We start from the raw sequence: 19,841 nt of genomic DNA, 5'->3' as shown, positions 1-19,841 counted from the left end.
TCTCAAAGCGGGTGCAAAACTAAAAATTATTTTTGTTTCATGCAAGAAAAATTTAAAAATTTTTGAAACTTTTTTTTTCGTCTCATCTTTCAAATTTCTCTCTCAATCTATCAAGGAACTTTCCGTGTTTTGCGGGGTGCAAATCTAAAAAGCATTTCCGAATCTCACAAGCTTTTTCGAATCTTTTTTTTGGGAATTTTCACCCTCCTTCGATCCGTCTGCTTGCCAGTATTTCAGTGAACGTTTTTCGTTGTTGCGGGTGCAAAAGTAGAACCTTTATTTACATTTTCAATACTTTTTTTTATATTTTTTCCATGTTTTTTAAAACTATTTCTTAACTCACTGGTAACGGATTGTTTACGTTTTTATATTTTTTTAATTTACGTGAGGTTTTTCTGCATTAAGACATGTTTTTCTTATTTTAACCCTGGTTTCAATTATCCTTTCTGCGGATTTTTTATTCTTTAAAGCCGATTTCTCTCTTTTATTATGGTTTTGAAAACATCTTTATCTGAAAAACTTCTTCTGAAAACTGCATCTCTAGCCCCGATAGGAGCGGAAATCCTTTTTGGGGCGGGGTTCGCCCCGAAAAGATTGGAGCGGATAGCGGGAAATTGCTCCTAATTATTATTTAAATTCCAATTTTAGAAATTCCAAATTCCAAAAATGAAAGGCTTCGCTGCGCTCAGCATCATTCCCTGTACTTATTATATACTATATGTACACAAAAAAACAAACCCGATAGCTTTAAAAAACCTGTCGGGCTAACTCTAACATTAAATTCAGCTATCTTTAATCAAAACGAATAGCTTTTACTGGAGATATTTTAGTTATTATATAAGACGGTATCAATAACACTATAAAACAAATTGACACCGTAAGTAAATTCAACAACAAGATATAGATCCAATTTAAATACACAGGGGCCTGATTCACGTAATAGTTTTCAGGATTTAACTGAACTATTCCAAATTGTTGCTGAATTAATAAAATAGCTATTCCAATTATATTTCCCCAAAGCAATCCGCGAAGTATTAAATAGAATGCATTATAAAGAAATATTTTTCTAACCGACCAGTTATTTGATCCCATCGATTTTAAAATACCTATCATTTGGGTTCTTTCTAAAATAAGAACCAACAAAGCAACAATCATATTAATTGTCGCCACCAGAATCATAATCCCTAGAATTATGACAATATTAAAATCAAACAATTGAAGCCAGTCAAAAATATAACTATACTTCTCTATTATAGTTTTCGTATCTAAATTGGAAGATGTTTCTTCATAAATTTGATTTCCAACATTTTTAATTTCATCAAAGTCCTTTACAAAAACTTCAAATGCCCCAATTTGATCCTCATTCCACTTATTAATCTTTTGAATATGACGAATATCTCCTACAATATATGTCGCATCAAAATCCTGAAACCCTGAATTAAATATAGCCGCAATTTTAAATCGACGACTATTAGGCAATTTTCCTTGTTCTTCTTTCACAAAGAATGTATTAAACTCCTCTCCGACTTTTAAATTTAATCGGTCTGCAAGAAATTTTGAAATAACAACATCTTCATTCAATGCCTTTGCAAAATCAGGCAATTTACCCGCTACAATAAACTCATTAATATTATTCCAGTCATAGTCCGCGCCCACACCTTTAAAGACGATTCCTTCGAATGCATTTTCTGTTCGTATAATTCCTGCCTTAGTAGCGATAGCCTGAATATGACTCACTTCAGGAACCGACTTAAAGTTGGGATAAAAATCTTGCTTTTTAGAAATCGGAATTAAGGTAACCTCCGAATTATTATTATCATAATTTGAAATTATGATCTGGCCATTAAAAGCAGAAACCTTATCGCGTATTTTTTTTTGCAATCCTATACCAGTCGCAACAGAAACAATCATCATTATCATCCCTATCGCAATTGCCGAAATAGCAATTTTTACAATAGGCGCAGAAATACTGCTTTTGTTATCTTTTGCAGCAATAAGTCTTTTGGCTATAAAATATTCTAAATTCAAATTAGCAGTTTTTATCTATTATAATATCAAATGTACACCTTAAAAAAGATACCCTTAAGACATAAGTATCTTTTTTTTTTACAACGGAAGCTTCTTTTTCATCTCCTCTACTATATTATAAGCTGCAGGACAAATTTCAACATTTTTCAGAGTCAGATTAGAAATCTGATAAAACTTGTTACGATCAGTATGCGGAAATTCACGACAGGCTTTAGGACGAACATCATAAATCATACAATAATTTTCATTATCCAAAAAAGTACACGGAACACTTTGCAAAACATAATCTTTATCCTCATCAATTCTTAGATATTGCTCAATAAATTGTTGCGGCTTTTGTCTAAAATGTTTAGAAATTCGCTCTATATCAGCAAGCGTAAAAAGAGGTCCTGTTGTTTTACAGCAATTAGCACATTTTAAACAATCCGTTTTTTTAAATTCTGTATTATGCAAATCCTGCATAACGTAATCTAAATTTTTCGGTTGTTTCTTTTTAAGCTTATCGAAATACTTTTTATTTTCGTTATGCTTATCTTTGGCTAACTTACTTAAGTTATTTAAAATCTGTTTCAAGTTTAAAATTTAAAGTTGATCTGCAAAATTAAGCAACTTTAAACTTGAAACCTTAAACTTTGAACTAAAACAATGAAAGATCTTTTTGGAAAAGCAATATTTGATTTCTACACTAATAATTCACCTGAAGATATAATCACCGAAACTTCAATATCTGAAGAAGATGAAATGAGCGTAGAATATCTTTTTCGCACTTATAAAGATATGCCCAAAATTGAACAAAAAGCCCTTCAATTAGCAAAAGGAAAAATATTAGACGTAGGATGCGGAGCCGGAAGTCATGCTTTATCATTACAAAATGAACAAAACTTAGACGTAACAGCAATTGATATTTCTGAAAAAGCAATTGAAACCTGCCTTTTAAGAGGAATTAAAAATGCAAAAGTTGAAAATATTTTAGATTTCGAAGGAGAAAAATTCGACACCATTTTACTTCTAATGAACGGAACAGGCATTTTTGGAAAACTAAAAAACTGCAACCAATATTTAACTAAGCTAAAATCGCTATTAAATCCTGGAGGACAAATTCTAATTGACAGTTCAGATATCATTTATATGTTTGATGAAGACGAAGACGGCGGCAAATGGATTCCTTCTGAAAATGATTATTATGGAGAACTAACATTCAACATTAGCTACAAAAATGAAAAAGAAGAACCTTTTGATTGGTTGTATCTAGATTACAATACACTTCAAAATGCAGCAATTGCTAACAACTTGAATTGTGAACTTATTCTTGAAGGCGAGCATTACGATTACTTAGCAAGGCTTTCTGTTTAAAATAAAACCACGAAAAATCAGATGAAAGAATTAGATTTAGAAAAACTTAAATATCCTATTGGAAAATTTGTAGCACCCGATCACTATTCCTTAGAATATCTTTCTGAAAAAATTAAAGAAATAGAAACATTTCCAAAAAGACTAGAAAAAGAAATCATCCATTTAACAGAAGACCAACTTAACACACCGTATCGCCCTGAAGGCTGGACAGTTCGACAAGTAATTCATCATTGCGCAGAAAGTCATATGAATTGCTATATTCGAATTAAATGGGCTTTGACTGAAAACAATCCAGTAATTAAAGCTTACGATGAAGTTCTCTGGTCTGAATTAAATGACAATTTAACCATGCCCATACAACCAACTCTCGATTTATTAAAAGGACTTCACTTTAGACTGGCTTACATTATGAAAAATCTATCTGAATCTGATTTAGAAAAAACCTTTGTTCATCCTTCAGATAATTCAGAAAACAAACTAAAGAAAATTATAGGAATGTATGCTTGGCATGGAAATCATCATTTAACCCATATTACTACTTTAAAAAAATATAAAAACTGGGAATAAAAAAATCTCTTCGTTTGAAGAGATTTTTTTATTTAAGGAATATTTAAATACTTATGTGTTTGCAATGAAACCCTCCATTTCGGATTATTCATAACATAATCGACAATAAGCGGAGTCATTTCTTCTTTCTTACTCCATTCTGGCTGCAGAAATAAAATTGCGTTGTCATTTACTAATTCCGCTTGTTCTTCTGCAAAAATAAAATCATGTTTATTGTAAATAATAACCTTTAATTCATGCGCATTATCGTACACTGTCTGAGTTGGTAATTTATTCTTTTTAGGAGAAAGACAAATCCAATCCCAAGTTCCAGATAATTCGAAAGCACCAGAAGTTTCAATATGCACTTTCAAATTTTTCTCTTTTAAGCGATTTGTTAAAAGTGTCATATCCCATGATAGGGGTTCCCCTCCAGTCACTACAACCGTATCAGCATATTTTGCTGCATTTTCCACAATTAAATCAATACTTGTTGGCGGATGAATCTCTGCATTCCAACTTTCTTTAACATCACACCAGTGACATCCAACATCACATCCTCCAATTCTAATAAAATAAGCAGCTCTTCCTGTATGTGAACCTTCTCCCTGGATGGTATAAAATTCTTCCATCAAAGGAAGCATCGCTCCTTTATTTACTTCTAATTGTATTTCTTTTGATAACATTATACTATTTTAAAATGCAAAGATAGTCAATAATATACGGAACAAAAAAAACCGATAGCTTATTGAACTATCGGTTTTTTATTTATCGTAAAAAATCTAAATTATTTTAGCGCTTTAATAGATTGAGTTGCATATGAATTTGCAGGATCTAAAACTAAAGTTTTATTGAAATATTCTACAGCTTTAGCTTTATCAGTATTTGCATAAGCAGCACCAATAGCATTGTAAGCTTCAACAATTTTCTTAGCAGTTGCAGGTTTTGCAACTTCTTCTGCACCTTTTGCAGTAGTTTTAGTCACATACTCTTCATAGTTTTTGATGATCATATCATCTTTATCTAATGCACTACTAAGTCTACCTTTATACAAGTAAGCTTCATCATAAGATGGAGAAGCCTCTAAAACTTTATCAAAAGTAGCTATAGCATTTTCTAAGGCAGCTTTATCACGGTTTTCAACAGGTTTACCAGCATTACCATAGTAAACAGAAATTCCATAATACACAGCATCGTCTAAATAATTTTTAGATTCTTTATTGTTTGCACCAAGCTCAAAGATTGATGCTGCTTGCGCGTATTGTTTCTTACCGAATAATTCTTTTCCAAAGTCAGCAAATTCTTCAACTACTAAAGGCTCTAATTCAATTGCTTTTTTAATATCTGCTAAACCAGCATCAAAAGCGGCTTGGTCAATTGTACCATCAGCAGCAGTTCCCTTTTTAATTTTAGATAAACCTAAATAGTAGTAATCTCTACCAATAACTTTATTTTCTGGAACTTTGATATAATCTTCGATAGATTTAATTGCTACATCAACATTTCCATTTTCGTAAGCAGCATATCCTAAATATCTGTAGATTCTTGGATTCACTTTATCCTCAGCAATCATTTTGTTTGCTACAGTTTCTAATTGTTTGTAATCTTTAACCAAAATCAAGAAATCTGCGTGACGCATTTTTGAATCCATTGAGTAATCTGTTAAACTCAAATACTTCTCGTAGTTTGTAATAGCATTTTGCAAGTTAACTTTTGCAGTAGAAGGCTTATTTCTTGCCCATTTGTAATATGTTTCAGCAAGCTCTCTGTAAACTGGACCGTAACTTGCATTTAAAGCAATTACTTCGTTGAATGATTTAATTGCTTCATCATAAGACTTAGCTCCTTTTAATAAAACTCCAAGTTGCATTTTTGCTCTCAACAAAGTATTGTCAGCAGTAAAAGCATCACGGTATGATTTATAAGCATCATTTTGATTATTTGATCCGTAGTATGCATCACCAATAGCCAAAAGAGCTTGAGCATTTTGAGGATCAACCAATAAAGCACGTTTCAAAACATCAACAGCACTTTTATAATCTGGATTGTCAGAATTCATGTATGCTCTTGCGATATAAATAAATTCATTTACATCTTTTTTTCTCATGTCTTTAGTTGCTAAAGTAAAATTTGCCTGAGCAGCAGCTGTATTTTTAGCATCCAAATCTAATTGTCCTAAACCAATATAGCTTAAGTTTTTCTTATCAGAAGCCTGCAATCCATTATTATAATAGATTTTCGCAGAATCCACTACAGATTGATTTAAATAAACGTTACCTAAAACAAAATTTGCTTCACCATCAGATGGTTTAGATTTAATAATTGATTTTAAGATAGTTTTAGCTTTATCAAACTGTTCTGCATCAATTGCTTTTTTTGCTTCGTTTATGTCTTGTGCATTTGCTCCAGCAGCCGAAGCAATTAAAACAAGACTAAAAATTTTAAATTTATTCATCTTTATCGTAATTAATTTATTCTTTATCTTTTATAATTTCATTTCTGATTTTAAGTTTTCGAGCAGGAGTTTTGTACGGCAATAATCCTGATTTCAAAACAATACGCTGACCAATATCTCCAGCTATGAAAGAGGCGAATCCCATTCCAAGTCCTGAATAACCCTGGCAGTTAATAATAAACAAATCACGTGCCAGAGGATATTTTCCTAACTCTAAGTCATTCTGAGTAGGACTATAGTACTCATTACTATCCAATCCTTTTACGTATAAAACATTTATATTTTTTACCGTATCAACCATGTCAGGTGTTGGTTGATAAAACCAATTAACACCAATAACACCAATCATTCCTTCATTTTCAGAAACAAATTTGATTACTTCATTATTTGTTTTAAAAGAGAAAACTCCAGACTTTGGCACCTCAGTTATCTTTGCCAAATCTTTCATGTAACGAACTGTACTAGAATTAGGATTATCAAAAACCAAACCTTTGATTTTAGAATCCCCTTTTCCCTGCAGAAAATCGATTACACTTTTCAACGCAATAAGTGTATCATTATTGCTCTTACTTGAAATAAATGCAATAGCATCATGAGCAAAAGGTGTAACCCGCGGATTAATCTTACTTTTATCAAAGCGAGCTTTCTCCTCTGTAGTCAAATCTCTTGTTGTTATTGCAACTTTAGTCTTTTGATTCAACAAATCGTTAATTACTTCGGCCTCAGATTTTGGTTTAACTGTAATTTTTGCATCATAGTAAGTACCTTCAAAAACAGCAACCTGATCGTCTACAATTTGTTTTACCGTCTCATCAACGGTAACATCAATTGATCCTTTTAAAATGGTTTCTTTTTCAGCTTCATTCTTGTTTTTTTGGTTGCACATCACAAACAAAAAGACAAAAACAATCAATCCTAAAGCCTTACTATATTTTAACATAATTATTCTTCTTTTGAATTAATTAATCTTAAAAATCTTATTCCCGAATACACAATCAATAATCCACCGAAAGCATATCTATATTTCCATTCCATGTTAAGCGGAAGCTTTTCCCAAAACATGATCATTAAACCGAGTACAAGATAAATTAAAAAAAACAGTATTCCTAAAACAAGAAGAAATCGCTCTTTGAGCGATTTCTTCTGAATATTATTAAGTATATCTTTTAACATTATTCTGCAGATTGAATAGTAATAGGTAAAGAGTATAATACCCTTACTTTTTTACCATTTTGCTCGCCAGGAGTCCATTTCGGACATTTTTTAAGAACACGAATTGCTTCTGCTCCTGTACCGTAACCGATATCCCTTAAAACTTTAATGTCGGTTAATGAACCGTCTTTTTCAACTACAAACGTAACGTAAACTTTACCTTTAAGACCTTCTTCCTCTGGAGTTTTATAATTGTTTCCTACGAATTTGTAGAATTTCTCAATTCCTCCTGGGAAATCTGGTTTTACTTCGATACCAGCTGTGTTATAAACAGTGTTATCTTCTTGAATAACCTCTTGAACTGGCCCTTTACCAACTGGTTCATCAACAGTTAAAACTGCATCTGGATCTCCTTTGATAGTTTCAGCACCAACTTTTTTGTCTTTCAAATCCACGATTTTTGGTGGATCTTCAGTTACTTCTTCTGCCTTTGCAACCACAGGTTTTACGAATTTTACCTGATCCACTTTTGGTGGTGGTGGCGGTGGTGGCGGTTGATTTGGTTTAATTTCCTCTTTTTTCTTTGGAGGTAATTTTACCGTTGCAATCTTAATATCCGTATTTACCTCTTCTTCTTTAGAATCTGGTAAGAAACTTGCAATAAGAGGTGCAGCAACAGCAAAGCTAAAAATAAGTGAACCGATAACAAGTGCTTTCACAGTTGTTTTTCCATTCGATTTTCTCAGCTCGTATGCTCCATATATCTTATTACGTCCTTCGAATACGATATCAAGCCACTGATTTTTTATAATATCTAATTTCATATCTCTTGATTTTTAATCTGACAAAAAAGATTATTATTCTTTTTTATCTATTAATTTCGTTTCTTCTGGTGTAAACTCAGGAACGATAGCATAAGTATCTACTCCTGAAATTGCCATCTCATCCAAGATATCAACCAAATTACGGTAATTTGATTTTTTAGTTGGTTTAATGATCACAATTATCCCCTGACCTGGTTTTCCTTTAGCAGCAGAATAAGCTAAAACATTCTTTTTCTCTTTTAGCAATTCTCTACGAATCCCGTCTTTACCATAAGCGATGTCTTTAGGTCCAATCTTAGGTTGTGACAATAACCCCATATAATAAGTCATTTTATTGTCAGCTTTAAGCATTACCGTCATGGTACGATTCTCATCTACCTTCGTTTCATCTTTCTTTGTCTCATCTGGATTCTTATCAGGTAAAGACAAATCCATCGATTGAGGCTTTGACAGCGAAGTAGTTAACATAAAGAATGTAATCAATAAGAATGCCAAATCCACCATCGCTGTTAAATCGACTTTCGAATTCTGTTTTTTACTTCTTACTTTACCACCTTTACCACCACCGCCGTCGCCGGTATTTAATTCAGCCATCTTAGTGTATATTTTTTAATTAAAAGTCTCTCCCTCTCTTACCTGTAACTAAGTTAAAGGAATTGATTTTCTGATCTTGTAAAATATCCATAATTTTTTTAATTCTTGGATATTCTTCCTTCGCATCTCCTTTAATCGCAATCTGCAATTCTTTGTCATCTAAATCAATTGTAGCTCTTCTAGAAATCAGAAGCCATTCTTTCAATTGATTATCTAATGAATCCAAAGGAATTCCAGGTTGGTTTGCTTTGGTTCTGTCCGCCGCTTTCATATCAATGATTTGCTTTAAACCTGTAATTGGCACACCAAAATCATCCATAAGAGCAAATTTGGTTTTATCATCTTCTGAGAATTCAATACCATATTTTGCACCCATTCCTTCAAGAGTTCTTTTACGAACTTCTCTTCCTTTGATGTCAAAAAACACTTTTCCTTTTCCTATTGTAATAATAGCCAAATCAGTATCTGGCAATTTAGTTTGAGCAACAGAAGAAGGCATGTCTACAGGAAGTGCCTCAGGCACTTTAGCAGTAGCGGTCAAAATAAAGAACGTTAGCAAAAGGAATGCAACATCACACATCGCAGTCATATCTGTCGATGTCGACTTTTTTTTCATTTTTATTTTAGCCATTATCTTTTATTTTATTTTTTTGATATAAATATCAAAAATTAATTATTGTCTTAAACTTCCTCTGAATTTTCTGTAAGTATTAACGATAGTAGTACCAGCCTCGTCGATAGAGTAAGTTAAATCGTCAATTTTAGCAGTAAAGAAGTTGTAAGAAACAATTGCTAAGATAGAAGTAGAGATACCTGTTGCAGTGTTGATAAGTGCCTCAGAAATACCTGTTGCAAGAGCAGCTTGGTCAGGAGTACCAGCAGAAGCTAACGCACCAAACGCTTTAATCATACCAGATACAGTTCCTAATAATCCTCCTAATGTACCTAAAGATACTAAAGTAGAGATAATAGTCATGTTTTTCTCTAACATTGGCATTTCTAATGAAGTTGCCTCTTCAATTTCTTTGTGGATTACTTCTGAAGCTTCTTCGCTATTGAATCCTTCTTTTTTAACATCTTGGTATTTTACCAAAGCAGATTTAATTGCGTTTGCAACTGAACCTTGTTGTTTGTCACATGAAGCGATAGCAGCTTCGATGTTTCCTTCTTTAATACTACCTTGAACACTTTTCATGAATTTGTCAAGGTTAGTTTTTCCAGCAGCTTTACCGATAACGATAAATCTTTCAATAGAAAAAACAACAACCATTAAAAACATACCTAATAATACTGGTACGATGAAACCTCCTTTATATACTTGTCCTAATGTATTGATTGGATGTCCTGTTTCTGGATTACCTCCTTCGAAGTTAGCAGAATCCCCCATGATTACTTTCCAAATAAACACCCCTACTAAGATACACGCTACAATAATGATTCCTGTAATCATTCCTCCGCCATTTGAAGTGCTTTCTTTTTTAACTTTAACGTTTGCCATTTTTTTTAATTTTAATAGTTTTAAATAATTTTTATTTTTTAGTTATATTTAACTTGTAGAGGAGCAAATTTATACGTTTAGTTTAAATAAAAAAACTTTTTTTAATTTAATTGACCGAAATTTAACTTCAATTTAAAAAATATCTCATTAATTTGCTGGCATCATTTTTTAGATAAAACAAAAAAAAGGACGATAATTAGAAAAATTACAACGTTTTAGTAAATATTCAAAGATTCCTTTGATATCTTCTTAAAAAGCTGAGAATTTTTTTTTTATTAATTTTTCAATCAAAAAAAGCTTTTTCTTACTAAAAAAAACTACATAAAATGTGCTCGAAAACAAAGCAATACTCATATAACCACCTAAATTACGAATAAAAAAATGAATAAAAAAGACAATTTTATTGCAGATATAAATAATGGTTATTCTTCAAAAGGAGACAGCATCATCTTAGGAGGCGCAATGCTTGACGGTGAACCACTTGCAGAAGCACATGTAAAGATTCCTCTAAAAACTTTAAATCGTCACGGATTAATTGCGGGTGCAACCGGAACTGGTAAAACCAAAACAATTCAGGTATTTTCGGAGCAACTTTCTAACGCTGGAATTCCGGTTCTGATGATGGATATAAAGGGAGATTTTAGCGGCATTGCAAAAGAAGGAAAAGAAGAGGGTTTCATCACAGAAAGACACGCCAAAATAAACATACCTTATAATGTATCAGCATTTCCCGTAGAACTCATGTCTTTGTCTAAACAAAACGGAGTTCGTTTACGCGCTACTGTTTCTGAATTTGGACCTGTTTTATTTTCCAGAATTTTAGATCTTAATGATACTCAGGCTGGAGTTGTCGCGGTTATCTTTAAATACTGTGACGATAACCAAATGCCTTTATTGGATTTAAAGGATATCAAAAAAGTAATCAATTATATTACAGAAGAAGGCAAAGACGAAATCGCTGCCAGTTATGGTAAAATATCTACAGCTACAACAGGAACTATTCTTAGAAAAATTATAGAATTAGAGCAACAGGGAGGTGATTTGTTTTTCGGAGAATTATCTTTTGAAACAGATGATTTGATGCGAATTGACGAAAATGGTAAAGGGTACGTAAACATCATCCGCTTGACGGATATTCAGGATAAACCTAAATTGTTCTCGACTTTTATGTTAAGTCTTTTGGCTGAAATTTATCAAAAAATGCCTGAAAAAGGCGACGCCGAACAACCTGAATTAGTTATTTTTATTGATGAAGCGCATTTAATCTTCAATGAGGCGAGTAAAGCTTTGTTAGAGCAAATAGAGACAATTGTAAAACTGATTCGTTCTAAAGGTGTCGGAATTTATTTTGTTACTCAAAACCCAATGGATGTTCCGACTGGTGTCTTAGCTCAATTAGGATTAAAGATCCAGCATGCACTAAGGGCGTTTACTGCAAACGATCGTCAAGCAATTAAGAAAACGGCTGATAATTATCCTACTTCTCAATATTATAAAACAGATGAATTATTAACCAGTTTAGGAATTGGAGAGGCACTGGTTACAGCGCTTAACGAAAAAGGTATTCCTACTCCTCTTGTGGCAACAATGATGCGTGCTCCTCAAAGTCGAATGGATATTTTATCTGCTTCTGAAATTGACGAAATAAACGGAAAATCAAAATTGGTAAAAAAATATGCTGAAGAAATTGACCGTGAAAGTGCTTTTGAAATTTTAACCAAAAAATTAACCGAAGCTTCTGAAGCTGCCGCTCAGCAGGAAGAACAAGCACCAAAAAAATCTTCAAAATCGGAACCAAGTACCACAGAAGTAGTTACGAAATCGGTTCTTAAAGTCGTAACAAGCGCTACCTTTATCAGAGGTGTTTTTGGGGTTTTATCAAAATTCTTAAAAAAATAAGCTGTTATTTTAAACCATATAAGTCATATAAGTTCATTTAATCAAACTAAATAACAAACCCTACAGGTTTTAAAAGCCTGTAGGGTTTTCTATATGGTAAAATTTATATTTATTTATATGGCAAAAAAAAGAACTTAAGCCTGTTCTAATAAAGCAAGAATTTTGTTCTCTACTTCTGGGCCATCCCAAATATTTTCGATATTTTCCATTCGAAGAACTTCTTCCATAATTCCGTTTTGATAATCTCCAATTGCTAAGGCTTCTGCATATGGACGATCACTAAATGTGACACGGCTGTAAAGCGGAATCCATTTGTCTGGATGCTTATCTGAAAATACTTTTTCTATTTTCTTTTGTAGCAAGAATTTTTCATCTGCTGTTTTAGTACTCATTTCCAAGAAATTTCGATACGAAAGCTCTGCAATGGCATCTGCATTTGGTTTTCTTGAAATCTGATACTCTGCAAAAATCTTTTTCCAGTCATCTTGGTACTTTTCAATCATTTCATTCAAAACCGTAATATCTTCAAAACCAGCATTCATTCCTTGTCCATAAAACGGAACAATGGCATGACAGGCATCTCCAATTAAAGCAATTTTATTCTCAAAAGTCCAAGGAAAACATTTCATTGTTACCAAAGTACTTGTCGGATTTTTAAAGAAATCGTTAGCCAATTCCGGAATTACATCAATTGAATCTGGGAAGTTTTTCTCAAAGAAATCTTCCACCATTTTTCGATCTGTTAAGGACTCGAAAGAATTTTGTCCTTCAAAAGGCATAAATAAAGTACAAGTAAAACTTCCATCAAGATTAGGAAGTGCAATCAACATATACTCACCTCGTGGCCAAATATGAAAAGAGTTTTTATCTAGTTTATGAGTTCCGTCTGGATTTGCAGGAATATTAAGTTCTTTATATCCCATGTTTAGAAATTCCTGAGAATAATTAAACATGCTCTGACGCTGCATTCTATGACGAATTCTAGAGAAAGCACCATCGGCACCAAAAACCATATCGAATTTTCGTTCTTCCCACTCTCCTCTTTCGCTTTCACCAATATGTAAAGTTGCATCGTTTAAGGTAACATCCCAAACTTTTTGTTCAAAATGAAATTCGGCTCCAGCTTGTTCTGCCAAGTCGATCATTTTACGATTTAGTTTTCCTCTAGAAATCGAATAAATAGATTCTCCTTCCTGACCGTAATTCTGAAAGTTTAGTTTATCCACCAAATGAATGGCGCGTTTGTCCATTGGAATTGCAATTTCTCGAACCGCATCTCCTACTCCAACGGCATCCAAAGCTTTCCAGCCGCGATTAGACATTGCCAAATTAATGGAACGTCCAGAGAAATTTATTTTTCGAATATCCGGACTACGATCATAAACATGAACCGTGTGACCAGCTTTTTTAAGATAAATTGCCAGCAACGATCCTACAAGTCCAGAACCAACCACAGCAATTTTTAATGAAGTTTGCATCAAGGAAAATCTAATATTGGATCGTAAAAATAACTAATAATTATACATAAGCTTTAAAATAAGACAAATATTTACCCGTAAAGACTAATATTTAGTTGGGCATGTCCCCGCCGAAAAAAGCGGGGTCGGGCTTTCGGCTATATCTTTTATTCCGTTTCACTCCATAAAAGGATACCGCCTCTATCCCTCATGCAGTCCCGTTTTCAAAATAAAAAATCATTTATAGATCTTCATTAAAACAAAGAACCCAGCTTAAAAACTGGGCTCTTCTGAATTAATTAACCTTTTCGACATCATTTAATTTCCACGACTGATCGAATAACGCTGGAGTTGGACCATAAAATCTAGCTAATATTTCAAAATCACCTTTCAGATCTGTCGGAATCCAATTGGTCTCTCCTTCAGAAGGTGGTTTTGGTCCGAAATAAAGCGTTACAGTTCCATCACTATTTTTCTTCAAATTAGGTGTTTGAGAAGAACGTCCTGCCCATTTAGATTCTCTAATGTAGGTATGAGTTTCTCTATTATAAACTGTCATTGACCAATATTGTTTTACAGGAACATTGGCAGGAACTGTAACTTTATAAGAAGAATCCCCTTTTAATAAGTTACCATCTTTATCTTTAGTTGTCATAAGATAATACTGAGATTCTCCTAGATGTTTTGCACTAAAAAAAGCAATCATATAACATAGACCTCTGTTGTCAATCGGGTAAATTTCTTTTATACCAAAAGAACTTTTTACACTCATTACATTCTCTTTGTCTGCTGGAAAAAACCAATTAGTTCCTGTGTAAAAAGGCTTTATAGATTCGTAATTATAAATAAGCCAATCTCTCGCTTCATTAACAGCTATCCTAAAAATTTCCTTTGTTCTCGCATCTGGGCTAAAGCTTTTTCCTCTATAAATACCAATTGTTCTCAAAGGATCTATCATTGCTCTATCGCGCTCAAGAAAAGGCTCTTGCTGTACAATTTCATTGAGCGTCTCATAAAAACTTTCGTCATATTTGATAGAAGAATCATAAACCGCTTTTGAAGCATCCACAAATGTTGTTTTAGGTGAATTTGAAGCTTCAGAATAAGGATAGAGTTTTACTCTTTTTGCATAATCAACTGCTAGTTTTACGTCTGCATCACTTCCACTTTTAAGTACTGAACGTAAAAGTGCATAACCTCGATAGGTATCTGATTGCATTACAAAATATCCAGATGGAATTTTAGCTTTATCGTAACCTGGTGGTAGAATAATATATTTACCTCCTTTTCCTTTATCCATTCCGCCGGGACCTACATCTTCAATAGCTCCTTGCCAGCAATTCATTACACTTCCATTAAAAATACCATTGTCTGCAGGTGGAATTTCTAAAACTACTGGACCTTTTTCTGTATTAAAAAAAGGCATCAAGTAAATTACGTCCTGATTTGGTGTTAGTGTTTGATTTTTCCAGTTTAATAGACCTGGCCAATACACTATTTGATTATAAGATCCGTTTAGTTTTTCCATCTCTTTGTACATGAGCTGAAAATTAACTGCCGGAATTCCCCAAATTGCGGCATCGACTGCACGGTTGTACAGGATTTTTTCTTTAATGTTCTCAGCATGAAATTCCATTTTCTGCGAAGATCCATTGTTTTGAGATGAATTGTTCTCTACTGTATTTTCCTTTTTGCAAGCGGTTATAAAAAACAGCGTTGCAATTGAAATAATTATCCTTTTCATAATTAGAAGATTATTTTACTTCTTCAAAATCTCCTGGTTTCCAGCTTCCATCAAAAGCTGCTTTCTCTGGACCGTAAATACGTATGTAAACAAACCAACCTTTGTTTGGAATTGTTTTTATCCACTGTCCTTCTTTGCCTTCTGGTGCTTTTGGACCAAAATACAAGTCGACAGTTTTATCACCTATTTTATCTTTTAGTTCAAACATAGATCGCAATGCCGCTTTATTCTGGTCTGTTGCAACCTGACTTCTTGTTTCAGCATCATAAACTGTTACCGACCAGAAAAGTTTTGCAGGAGCAGGAGTTGGAATAGTTAGTTTATACGTTTTAGAACCGTCTACATATTTTCCTGTATTATCTTTAAGTCCGAGCCAATATAAAGATCCAGCTCCTTCTTTCCTTCTGAACATTGCGGGAGAAGCACCAATTGCTTGATAAAACCAAGTTTCTCGTGCATCAATATCGACATAATTTTGGGTGTTAAAATCACCATCTTCAAAACGAAGCCCAACCCATTCCCACTGACGGTCTTTCCAAACCACGCGATCTGGTCGGCGATCTGCAAACGATTGCACACGCATTTGTGCATTAGCAATTTTTGCTGCTTTTTCTAAAATTCCTTTCATGCGAGCATCTGGATTAAATGGTTTTCCTTTTGCAATTCCTAATACAGACAATTCACCATAATAATCTCGATAACCATCATAAGAAGGTTCACGGTCTATAACTTGTTTTAATACTTCCCAATATTTAAACTTGGTTTCATATTCAAGTGGCGTTGTATTTTGAGGTTTATTGCTAAGTTCAATCCATGTTGGATCTTTCCAGTCGGCTGGTTTATTTAATGGATAAACTTTTACAGTGGTAAGTCTTTGTAAAGCAGCTTTTACATCGCCGCCAACAGGAAGAGAACGCACGCCAACTGTTAGATTATCTGATGAAGAATGCCAAACATGATAACCTGAACTTGGCACCAATCCCTTATAACCAAATGGCAGAATAAGATGTTTTCCTCCTTTTCCTGCATCAGGACCTGGTATTCCCATATCGGCAACCCAACGCTGATTTACATCCATTGCTACAACAATAAGTGGTCCGGCAGGAACTTCTACTACCATTGGTCCTTTTGATAAATCAATTACAACAGGCGCATAAGGTGTATCTGAATTCAATGTATAACCAACCTGAGCAGGTTTTGTATCCAATGTTCCAAAAGCCTTATTCGCTGTAACTCCCATTTCTAAATTTCCTAAACCAATCGCCGCACCGGAAACAGTTGGATAGAAAAATTTATAAGTCTGGATTGCACGATTAAGATCGGCATCATCATACGCTTTTTGAATAGTAGCTTCGGTCGGATAACCTCCTACAAATTCATAACCATCTACACTTGAAGAATCAGCAGTATTACTTTCGTTATTTACCACCGTTTCTTTCTTACAACCCGCTGCAAGAAGCGTTAACAAAAACAAACAAAGAATTATTTTTTTCATGGTATTATTTTTTGATTGGACATAAAACTCAAATCAAAATTAACTTTTGGTACGAAAATTCAACTTTTTTAAAACTGCTATTAGGTTTCAAATTATAAAATGAAACCACTTTTTTAATTCTTTCGAGAATCATTTGTTTGTACTTTTTAAATTAAATTTGAATAAAAAATGACCTACACCAATTTTTAAAGTTTAATCCAGATTATATGAAATTATATTCCGAATACTATGTAAGCCAAAACTCAGAAAGGTTTGTCAATAAAATTTGGTGTCTGGACAACAGCTTCAGCGAAAGCCAAATCGAAAATAAACTGGTACTTCCAAATGGTTGTTTTAATCTTGCTATTGTTTCTGGAAATGCAATTGAGGTTCATACCAGCAAAAAGAAATATGAACTCAACCCAGGAATCTATTTCTGCTCGCAAATGACAAATAAAGTTTTGGTTAATATAGAATCTAAAACCAAAGTCACAATCATTCAATTTCATGGCTGGACACTTTCTATGTTTCCAAAATATGATTTAAACAGTTTCGTCGATTCTATCGTTCAAATTAATCATGAAGAACTTCCATTTAAAGTTGAAATTAATTCAGAAATTGAAACTTTATTAAAGGCAACAAATTCTTATTTTGAAGAATTAGCTTCTTCAAATCCAGATAAAAATCTCATCGAAAGGATTGGTGAAATCATTAAAAAAGAAGAAGAAATTTCGGTTTCAGAAATCAGTAAACTATTGAAGACTTCACAACGTTTACTGCAAATTAAATTTAAAACATCAACTGGATTGACCATTAAAAAATACATTCAAATTCTAAAATTCAGAAAATCAGTTGACCAAATGGTAAATACAGATTTAGACAAAATGAGTTTAACAGAAATTGCACTTTATAATAAGTATTTTGATCAGTCGCATTTTATTAAAAAGTTTAAAGATGTAACTAAAACTACTCCAAAAACATTCGATCCCGATTCCTATTTTCTTTCTCAAAAAAGATAATATTTCGCTTTTGTACAATTTTGTGATTTTAGATTGAAGTAATTTTGCCATTCATCAATCAATCATCACAAATAATGAAAATCAATGACACTCCTTTTCAATTAAAAATCTTTTTAGTTGGAATACTCCTTTTTCAAATTCAATTCAGTTTTTCTCAGGAAGAAAAAAGTTCGGCCTTGTATAAAACCATTATGTCGAAAGACAGTTTATTATTTAATGTTGGTTTTAACACTTGTGACATAAAACAATTCGAAAATTTATATACCGAGGATTTTGAGTTTTATCATGACAAAGACAGTATTTCGAATAAGGCAAGATTTTTAAAAACGCTTAAAAGTGGCATTTGCTCTCCAGCAAGAAAATACAATTACCGAAGAGAACTCATCGACGGAAGCACTGAAATTTATCCTTTATCTAAAAATGGCGTTTTGTATGGTGCGATACAAATGGGAACGCATCGTTTTTATGAAACTTCGGCTGGTAATGCCGAACAAGCGGGAAGTTTTGCCAAATTCACACATCTTTGGCTCTTGAAAAATAAAGATTGGAAACTGGCAAGATCACTAAGTTACAATCATCAAATGACTAGTTCTACGGCAAGCATATCAAACCTTTTTGATGATGATCAAGAAACTGAAAAATGGCTGAAACAAAATAACATTCCTACTTTAGGATTGGGCATTATTTCGGATGGAAAACTAAAACAGATCAAAACTTTTGGCAAACTAAAACGAGATGTTCCTGCACCTTATAATACGATTTGGAATGTTGCTTCGCTCACTAAACCTATAACTGCAATGGTTGCGTTGAAATTGGTTTCTCAAGGAAAATGGGATTTGGACGAACCACTTGATCACTACTGGATTGATCCAGATATTGCCAAAGATCCGAATCATAAATTATTGACAACTAGAATTATTTTGAGCCATCAAACGGGTTTTCCAAATTGGAGATCTTTTAATGAATCTAAAAAATTGGATTTTAAGTTTAAACCTGGAACAAAATATCAATATTCTGGAGAAGGATTTGAATATCTACGAAGAGCATTAGAGAAAAAATTTCGTAAAACACTAGATCAATTGGCTTCGGAATTAGTTTTTGAACCTTCTAAAATGAACGATTCCCAATTAATTTGGAATGATAAAATAGATCTTACGAGATATGCTATTAATTATGACAAAGATGGAAATGCTTACGAGCCTACTAAAAATAAATCTGTAAATGCGGCCGATGACTTATTGACTACAATTGAAGATTACGGTAGATTTTTATCCAGTGTTATGAATGGCGAAGGATTAAGTAAAAAGGTTTTTGATGCTATGATTTCGCATCAAATTCAAACTAAAAAAGATAAATACTTTGGTTTAGGTTTTGAAATTTATGATTTAGGAAATGAAAACTATGCACTTTCGCATGGCGGAGCCGATCAAGGTGTTCAAACTATTTTTATTTTGCTTCCAAAAACGAAACAAGGATTAATCATTTTTACCAATGTTGATGATGGCTATAAAATTTATGAAAGTATTGTGCTTCATTATTTAGGTGAAAACGGGAGAAAAATAGTCGATATCGAAACCAAGTAACGCTCTTCTTAAATCAGATAGTAACACTAATTCTGAGAAATATGATAAAATTATTCATTCTTCTGTTACTTTATTTAAGCACTATTTTAACTGCTTTATAGCACTTCAAAATATTTGTTAGTTATGAGCATAGACCGACTTTTTCAGTCATTTTGGTCTGTGCTCTAGCCTTTTTATGAAAAAAATAAAAAAAACACTTTATTTATTGAAACCAT

General features: G+C 33.0%; 18 protein-coding genes. 5 read left to right on the top strand and 13 right to left on the bottom strand.

From position 1 onward, the window contains the following. Positions 1 to 792: 792 nt before the first annotated feature. Both NQQ59_RS19485 and NQQ59_RS19480 read right to left on the bottom strand, forming a co-directional pair. Entirely contained in the window at positions 793 to 2,028 is a 1,236-nt protein-coding gene (locus NQQ59_RS19485) for an ABC transporter permease (RefSeq protein WP_144217433.1), read from the bottom strand. Between the two features lie 78 nt (positions 2,029 to 2,106). Beyond that, positions 2,107 to 2,601 (bottom strand): YkgJ family cysteine cluster protein, encoded by a 495-nt coding sequence (locus tag NQQ59_RS19480; RefSeq protein WP_144217430.1) that lies wholly within the window; start codon positions 2,599 to 2,601, stop codon positions 2,107 to 2,109. Positions 2,602 to 2,673: 72 nt separating this feature from the next. Between NQQ59_RS19480 and NQQ59_RS19475 the strand changes: the two genes are divergently transcribed. Further along, the gene (locus NQQ59_RS19475) at positions 2,674 to 3,381 is read left to right on the top strand and encodes a class I SAM-dependent methyltransferase (RefSeq protein ID WP_144217428.1); all 708 of its coding nucleotides are present in this window, start codon (positions 2,674 to 2,676) and stop codon (positions 3,379 to 3,381) included. Positions 3,382 to 3,402: 21 nt separating this feature from the next. Continuing rightward, positions 3,403 to 3,948 (top strand): YfiT family bacillithiol transferase, encoded by a 546-nt coding sequence (locus tag NQQ59_RS19470; protein WP_144217425.1) that lies wholly within the window; start codon positions 3,403 to 3,405, stop codon positions 3,946 to 3,948. Positions 3,949 to 3,980: 32 nt separating this feature from the next. Here NQQ59_RS19470 and NQQ59_RS19465 read toward each other — a convergent pair whose 3' ends face one another. The 8 genes from NQQ59_RS19465 to NQQ59_RS19430 form a co-directional block, all read right to left on the bottom strand. Further along, a complete protein-coding gene (locus tag NQQ59_RS19465; protein WP_144217423.1) occupies positions 3,981 to 4,613 on the bottom strand; it encodes a 7-carboxy-7-deazaguanine synthase QueE in 633 nt (210 codons plus the stop codon). A gap of 101 nt (positions 4,614 to 4,714) precedes the next feature. After that, positions 4,715 to 6,382: a tetratricopeptide repeat protein gene (locus tag NQQ59_RS19460; protein WP_144217420.1), complete on the bottom strand. Its 1,668-nt coding sequence runs from the start codon at positions 6,380 to 6,382 to the stop codon at positions 4,715 to 4,717. A gap of 16 nt (positions 6,383 to 6,398) precedes the next feature. Further along, the gene (locus NQQ59_RS19455) at positions 6,399 to 7,322 is read right to left on the bottom strand and encodes a PstS family phosphate ABC transporter substrate-binding protein (protein WP_144217418.1); all 924 of its coding nucleotides are present in this window, start codon (positions 7,320 to 7,322) and stop codon (positions 6,399 to 6,401) included. Between the two features lie 2 nt (positions 7,323 to 7,324). Then, positions 7,325 to 7,555, bottom strand: coding sequence for a hypothetical protein (locus NQQ59_RS19450; protein ID WP_144217416.1), 231 nt, complete (start codon positions 7,553 to 7,555; stop codon positions 7,325 to 7,327). Continuing rightward, entirely contained in the window at positions 7,555 to 8,358 is an 804-nt protein-coding gene (locus tag NQQ59_RS19445) for an energy transducer TonB (RefSeq protein ID WP_144217413.1), read from the bottom strand. The genes NQQ59_RS19450 and NQQ59_RS19445 overlap by 1 nt, the downstream gene beginning before the upstream one ends. Before the next feature lie 33 nt (positions 8,359 to 8,391). Further along, a complete protein-coding gene (locus NQQ59_RS19440) occupies positions 8,392 to 8,952 on the bottom strand; it encodes an ExbD/TolR family protein (RefSeq protein WP_144217410.1) in 561 nt (186 codons plus the stop codon). A gap of 19 nt (positions 8,953 to 8,971) precedes the next feature. Further along, entirely contained in the window at positions 8,972 to 9,583 is a 612-nt protein-coding gene (locus NQQ59_RS19435; protein ID WP_144217408.1) for an ExbD/TolR family protein, read from the bottom strand. A gap of 42 nt (positions 9,584 to 9,625) precedes the next feature. Beyond that, positions 9,626 to 10,450 carry a MotA/TolQ/ExbB proton channel family protein gene (locus tag NQQ59_RS19430; protein ID WP_008464979.1) on the bottom strand — a complete coding sequence of 275 codons (825 nt, stop codon included), beginning with the start codon at positions 10,448 to 10,450 and terminating at the stop codon, positions 9,626 to 9,628. 381 nt (positions 10,451 to 10,831) lie between these two features. Here NQQ59_RS19430 and NQQ59_RS19425 point away from each other — a divergent pair, with 381 nt between their 5' ends. Next, positions 10,832 to 12,349, top strand: a complete 1,518-nt coding sequence (locus tag NQQ59_RS19425) for a helicase HerA-like domain-containing protein (protein WP_144217406.1) — start codon at positions 10,832 to 10,834, stop codon at positions 12,347 to 12,349. 134 nt (positions 12,350 to 12,483) lie between these two features. On the opposite strand, the gene NQQ59_RS19420 is transcribed toward NQQ59_RS19425, so the two are convergent. The 3 genes from NQQ59_RS19420 to NQQ59_RS19410 form a co-directional block, all read right to left on the bottom strand. Further along, the gene (locus NQQ59_RS19420) at positions 12,484 to 13,827 is read right to left on the bottom strand and encodes an FAD-dependent oxidoreductase (RefSeq protein WP_144217405.1); all 1,344 of its coding nucleotides are present in this window, start codon (positions 13,825 to 13,827) and stop codon (positions 12,484 to 12,486) included. A 274-nt stretch (positions 13,828 to 14,101) separates the two neighbouring features. Beyond that, a complete protein-coding gene (locus tag NQQ59_RS19415) occupies positions 14,102 to 15,550 on the bottom strand; it encodes a DUF1214 domain-containing protein (protein WP_222104885.1) in 1,449 nt (482 codons plus the stop codon). A gap of 10 nt (positions 15,551 to 15,560) precedes the next feature. Beyond that, positions 15,561 to 17,045 carry a DUF1254 domain-containing protein gene (locus NQQ59_RS19410; protein ID WP_144217402.1) on the bottom strand — a complete coding sequence of 495 codons (1,485 nt, stop codon included), beginning with the start codon at positions 17,043 to 17,045 and terminating at the stop codon, positions 15,561 to 15,563. A 206-nt stretch (positions 17,046 to 17,251) separates the two neighbouring features. Here NQQ59_RS19410 and NQQ59_RS19405 point away from each other — a divergent pair, with 206 nt between their 5' ends. Together NQQ59_RS19405 and NQQ59_RS19400 are read left to right on the top strand one after the other, a co-directional pair. Beyond that, positions 17,252 to 18,043, top strand: coding sequence for a helix-turn-helix transcriptional regulator (locus NQQ59_RS19405; protein WP_144217399.1), 792 nt, complete (start codon positions 17,252 to 17,254; stop codon positions 18,041 to 18,043). Positions 18,044 to 18,117: 74 nt separating this feature from the next. After that, positions 18,118 to 19,626 (top strand): serine hydrolase, encoded by a 1,509-nt coding sequence (locus NQQ59_RS19400; protein WP_144217396.1) that lies wholly within the window; start codon positions 18,118 to 18,120, stop codon positions 19,624 to 19,626. Positions 19,627 to 19,841: the final 215 nt, after the last annotated feature.

The organism is Flavobacterium panacis, assembly GCF_024649945.1.
GTDB lineage: Bacteria > Bacteroidota > Bacteroidia > Flavobacteriales > Flavobacteriaceae > Flavobacterium > Flavobacterium panacis.
This window is presented reverse-complemented; position numbering and strand designations above follow the sequence as displayed.